A 4,004-nucleotide genomic window follows, 5' to 3' on the forward strand; every position below is an offset into this window, starting at 1 on the left:
AGGTGTTTTCGATCACCGAGGCGGGCAGGGCGCATCTCGAGGAAAACCGCGAGATGATCGATCATGTGCTCGACCATCTCGAGCGTTTCGGCCGCAAGATGGCCAAGGCCCGCGACTGGTTCGGCTGGAGCGACGACGGCGAGGATGGCGGCCGGCGCGGTCGCCACGAGAAGCGCGACGAAAAGCGCGACCGGTTCCGCGCGCTGCGCCACCGGCTGCGCGCCGCGCTCGGCGACATCGTCGATGCGCCGGAAGACAAGCAGGCCGAGGCGATCAGCATCCTGGAAGACGCCGCCGCGGCGCTCGAGGCCTTGTCGCACCGCTGAGGACAACGGCCGGCTGCGAGGCGCCTATTGCCCGTTCAGCCAAGGGCAGCTACTGAAAATCGTCCTGCAACACGCTATGTGATGCAGGACGATTGCCGTTGGAGGATACCGAAATGTCTTTTCTGAAACGTCTTTTCGGCGGCGGTGGCGGCGAGGCAAAAGAGTCTGGAGCCGCGAAGCCGGCAAAGCAGGTCGAGCACAAGGGATTCCTGATCAGCGCCACGCCCTACAAGGCCGACGGCCAGTACCAGACCTGCGGCGTCGTCTCGAAGGAAGTGGACGGCGTGATGAAGGAGCACCGTTTCATCCGCGCCGACCGTTTCGCCGGTCTGGACGATGCCATCGACATCTCGATCAAGAAAGGCATCCAGCTCGTCGACGAGCAAGGCGAGCGGATGTTCGGGTAGCCGGCGCGGTCCTTTTTGCTCCGATCAGAACGCGACTTTGTCGCCGCCCTTGAGCTGGAGGATCTGCCGCGCCTCGTCGGGCGTGGCGATCGAGGCGCCGAGGCCTTCGATGATCTGGCGCACCTTGGTCACCTGTTCGGCGCTCGAGCGGGCGAGCTTGCCCTTGCCGATCCATAGCGAGTCCTCCAGGCCGACGCGCACATTGCCGCCCAGCGCGATCGCCTGGGTGGCGATCGGAAGCTGATGGCGGCCGGCGCCCAGGACGGACCAGTGGTAGTCGTTGCCGAACAGGCGGTCTGCCGTGCGCTTCATATGGGCGACGTCTTCCGGATGCGTGCCGATACCGCCGAGGATGCCGAACACGCTCTGGACGAAGAACGGCGCCTTCACCAGGCCGCGGTCGACGAAATGCGCCAGCGTGTAGAGATGGCCAATGTCGTAGCACTCGATCTCGAAGCGCGTGCCGTTGTCTGCGCAGGTGCGCAATATGTGCTCGATGTCGCCGAAGGTGTTGCGGAAAATCCGGTCGCGCGAGCTTTCGAGATAGGGCCGCTCCCAGTCGTGCTCGAAGGTCTTGAACCGCTCCAGCATCGGAAACAGCGCGAAGTTCATCGACCCCATGTTGAGCGACGCGACCTCGGGCGCGAAAACCTTCGCCGGCTTGACCCGCTCTTCCACACTCATGGTCGCAGCACCGCCGGTGGTGATGTTGATGACGCAGTTGGAGCGCTGCTTGATGACCTGCAGGAAAGGCGCGAACGCCTCCGTCGATTGGTCGGGGCGCCCGTCGATAGGATTGCGGGCATGAAGGTGGACGATCGCCGCGCCGGCCTCGGCCGCCTCGATGGCCGCGGTCGCGATCTCTTCCGCCGTCACCGGCAGATGCGGCGACATTGACGGGGTATGGATCGAGCCTGTGACCGCACAGGTGATGATGATCTTGTTCTGGTTCGCCACTTTATGGTGCCTCGATCTTTCGCTATTTGACCGCGCCTTATTTGTCCGCCCCCTTGGGTGATGCCGGAAATGAACTGCTTCGACAGCACGACATAAAGCAGCGTAATCGGCAGCGCCGCCAGTGTCAGCCCGGTGAACAGCACCCCCAGTCGGTGGTGAATTCGCCGACGAACACAGTCAGCCCCTGCGGCAGTGTCTTCAAATTGTCGGAGATGATCAGAACCAGGGGAAAGAAAAAGTCGTTCCAGATCGGCACCGCATTCTGGATCGCTGCGATTATCCGGCGGCGGTCTTGCCGCCTTGGTTGTGCTCCACCGCCTGACGGGCATGCAAAAAAGGCAGGCGCCAACCGGTGCCTGCCTTTTCAGTTTCCAGAGCAGAAGTTATGCCGCGATCGCGACTTGATCGGCATTCGCTGCCGCGGCAGCGATGGCGTCGACCTTGGCGGTGGCCTTGGCAAGGGCGGCAGTGACCGCGTCGGCGCCCATGCCGACGCCTTCGACGCGGATGACCTCGACATCGGTCATGCCCAGGAAGCCAAGCACGCTGCGCAGATAGGGAATGGCGTGATCCATCTGCACCGCGGCGCCGTCCGAGTAGATGCCGCCGGAAGCGAGCACGATATAGACCTTCTTGCCGGTGACGAGGCCCTTCGGGCCGTTCTCGCCGTAGGCAAAAGTCCTGCCGGAGCGGGCCACGTGGTCGATCCACGACTTCAACGTCGAGGAGATGTTGAAGTTGATGAAGCCGGTGGCGAGGATGATTGTGTCGGCCGCGAACACTTCGTCGAGCACCGCATCGGAGACGCCAACCACCTCGGCCTGGCGCTGGGTGCGCGCCTCGGCGGGCGTGTAGATGCCGGTCGCATAATCGGGGTCGATATGCGGCAGCGGCTTGGTGACGAGATCGTGCACGACAAGCTTGGCCGACGGGTCGGCGGCAAGCAGCTTCTGAGCGAGATCGGTGGCGACGCGCGTCGAGTGCGAAGCAGCGCCGCGCGGGCTGGAGGTAACAAGCAGAATAGACATGGCGGTGTCCCTTGGGGTTGGATTGAACTTCCCTCGCCAATATGGGATTGCCGCCCTATCTGAAAAACTGGTATAATTTGTATGGTGTCCATCTAGAATATGGATTGATCATGCAGCCAAATCCCACGCTCGACCAATTGCAGATCCTGGTGGCGGTGGCCGACACCGGCAGCTTCTCGGCCGCGGGGCGCAAGCTCAACCGGGCGCAGTCGGTGGTGAGCTACGGCATCGCCAATCTCGAAGCGCAGCTCGGCCTGAAACTGTTCGAGCGCGAAGGCGTGCGCGAGCCGCAGCTGACCGATGTCGGCAAGGCCATGCTGGAGGACGCAAGATGCATGATCGGCGTCCTGCAGCGCATCCGCTCGCGCGCCGACGGCTACCGGCAGGGACTGGAGGCCGAAGTGACCGTATCGGTCGACGTGGCGCTGCCCTCGCCGGCGCTCGTGCGGGTACTCAAGGCCTTCGAGTCACAGTTCCCGGCGGTGATGCTGCGGCTTTATATCGGCTCGCTCGGCCTGATCGTCGATCAGGTCGTCAATGGCCAGTCGGATCTCGGCTTTGGCGGGCTGATAGGCGATGCCGACGTCAATCTGCTGCGCATCGGCTTCACCTCGATGGTGCCGGCGGCGGCGCCCGACCACCCGCTGGCGAAACTGCCGAAGCCGGTGGCCGTCGAGGATCTGCGCGAGCACATCCAGCTCGTCGTCTCCGACCAGTCGGAGCGGACGCGCGGCCGCGACTATGGCGTTTTTGCCTATCGAACCTGGCGATTGACGGATGTGCGCACCAAGCATGCCTTGATGCGCGACGGCCTTGGCTGGGGCGGCCTGCCGCGCTGGCTGATCGCCGACGACCTTGCAAGCGGCCGGCTTGTCGAGCTCGATCTCGAACCCTATCGCGAGGTGCGCTCGCCGCTCTATGCCATGCACCGCACCGACCGCAGCCCCAAGCCCGCCGCATCCTGGCTGATCGATGAATTCAAGCGGCAGCTCGGCTGCTTCAACGAGATGGAGCCGGGCGTCTGGACGGAGGAGGGGCCGGAGACAAGCCGTCCATGAGCGCCAGCAGAACGGCGCGATAATCCTCGTCCGATGCGCCGGCCTCGATGGCTAAAGCTGCCCGGTCGAAGGCGGCGGCCAGCAAGGCGGTCAGCGCCTCGACCGGCAGTTTGATCATCGAGCGCGCGCGCATGGCCGCGACCAGACCCTCGCGCAGCGAGCGGGAGCCGTGGCGGTTGTCGATCTCGTCCATGGCGGCGCGGCCGAGCACGGCCGGTCCATCGAGCA

5 protein-coding genes and 2 pseudogenes are annotated in these 4,004 nt (G+C 64.2%); 3 read left to right on the forward strand and 4 right to left on the reverse strand.

Translation table 11 applies throughout. The features are described from left to right. Positions 1 to 326 (forward strand): annotated as a pseudogene (locus DH10_RS30695) (PadR family transcriptional regulator); the annotation flags it as partial. 113 nt (positions 327 to 439) lie between these two features. Further along, on the forward strand, positions 440 to 733 hold the full coding sequence (locus tag DH10_RS30700) for an HlyU family transcriptional regulator (protein WP_192256896.1): 294 nt from the start codon (positions 440 to 442) through the stop codon (positions 731 to 733). A gap of 24 nt (positions 734 to 757) precedes the next feature. On the opposite strand, the gene kce is transcribed toward DH10_RS30700, so the two are convergent. The 3 genes from kce to DH10_RS30715 form a co-directional block, all read right to left on the reverse strand. Continuing rightward, the gene (gene kce / locus DH10_RS30705) at positions 758 to 1,690 is read right to left on the reverse strand and encodes a 3,5-dioxohexanoate:acetyl-CoA acetone transferase (protein ID WP_192256898.1); all 933 of its coding nucleotides are present in this window, start codon (positions 1,688 to 1,690) and stop codon (positions 758 to 760) included. 124 nt (positions 1,691 to 1,814) lie between these two features. After that, complete coding sequence (locus tag DH10_RS30710; RefSeq protein WP_246811670.1) at positions 1,815 to 2,039, reverse strand: hypothetical protein; 225 nt, start codon at positions 2,037 to 2,039, stop codon at positions 1,815 to 1,817. Positions 2,040 to 2,073: 34 nt separating this feature from the next. Further along, positions 2,074 to 2,718: an FMN-dependent NADH-azoreductase gene (locus DH10_RS30715; protein ID WP_192385685.1), complete on the reverse strand. Its 645-nt coding sequence runs from the start codon at positions 2,716 to 2,718 to the stop codon at positions 2,074 to 2,076. 110 nt (positions 2,719 to 2,828) lie between these two features. Here DH10_RS30715 and DH10_RS30720 point away from each other — a divergent pair, with 110 nt between their 5' ends. Beyond that, positions 2,829 to 3,776, forward strand: coding sequence for a LysR family transcriptional regulator (locus DH10_RS30720; RefSeq protein WP_192385686.1), 948 nt, complete (start codon positions 2,829 to 2,831; stop codon positions 3,774 to 3,776). On the opposite strand, the pseudogene DH10_RS30725 reads toward DH10_RS30720, so the two are convergent. Continuing rightward, positions 3,718 to 4,004 (reverse strand): annotated as a pseudogene (locus DH10_RS30725) (TetR/AcrR family transcriptional regulator); the annotation flags it as partial. The gene DH10_RS30720 and the pseudogene DH10_RS30725 sit on opposite strands and share 59 nt — an antisense overlap.

Origin of the sequence: Mesorhizobium silamurunense (assembly GCF_014843825.1) — a bacterium.
Lineage (GTDB): Bacteria > Pseudomonadota > Alphaproteobacteria > Rhizobiales > Rhizobiaceae > Mesorhizobium > Mesorhizobium silamurunense.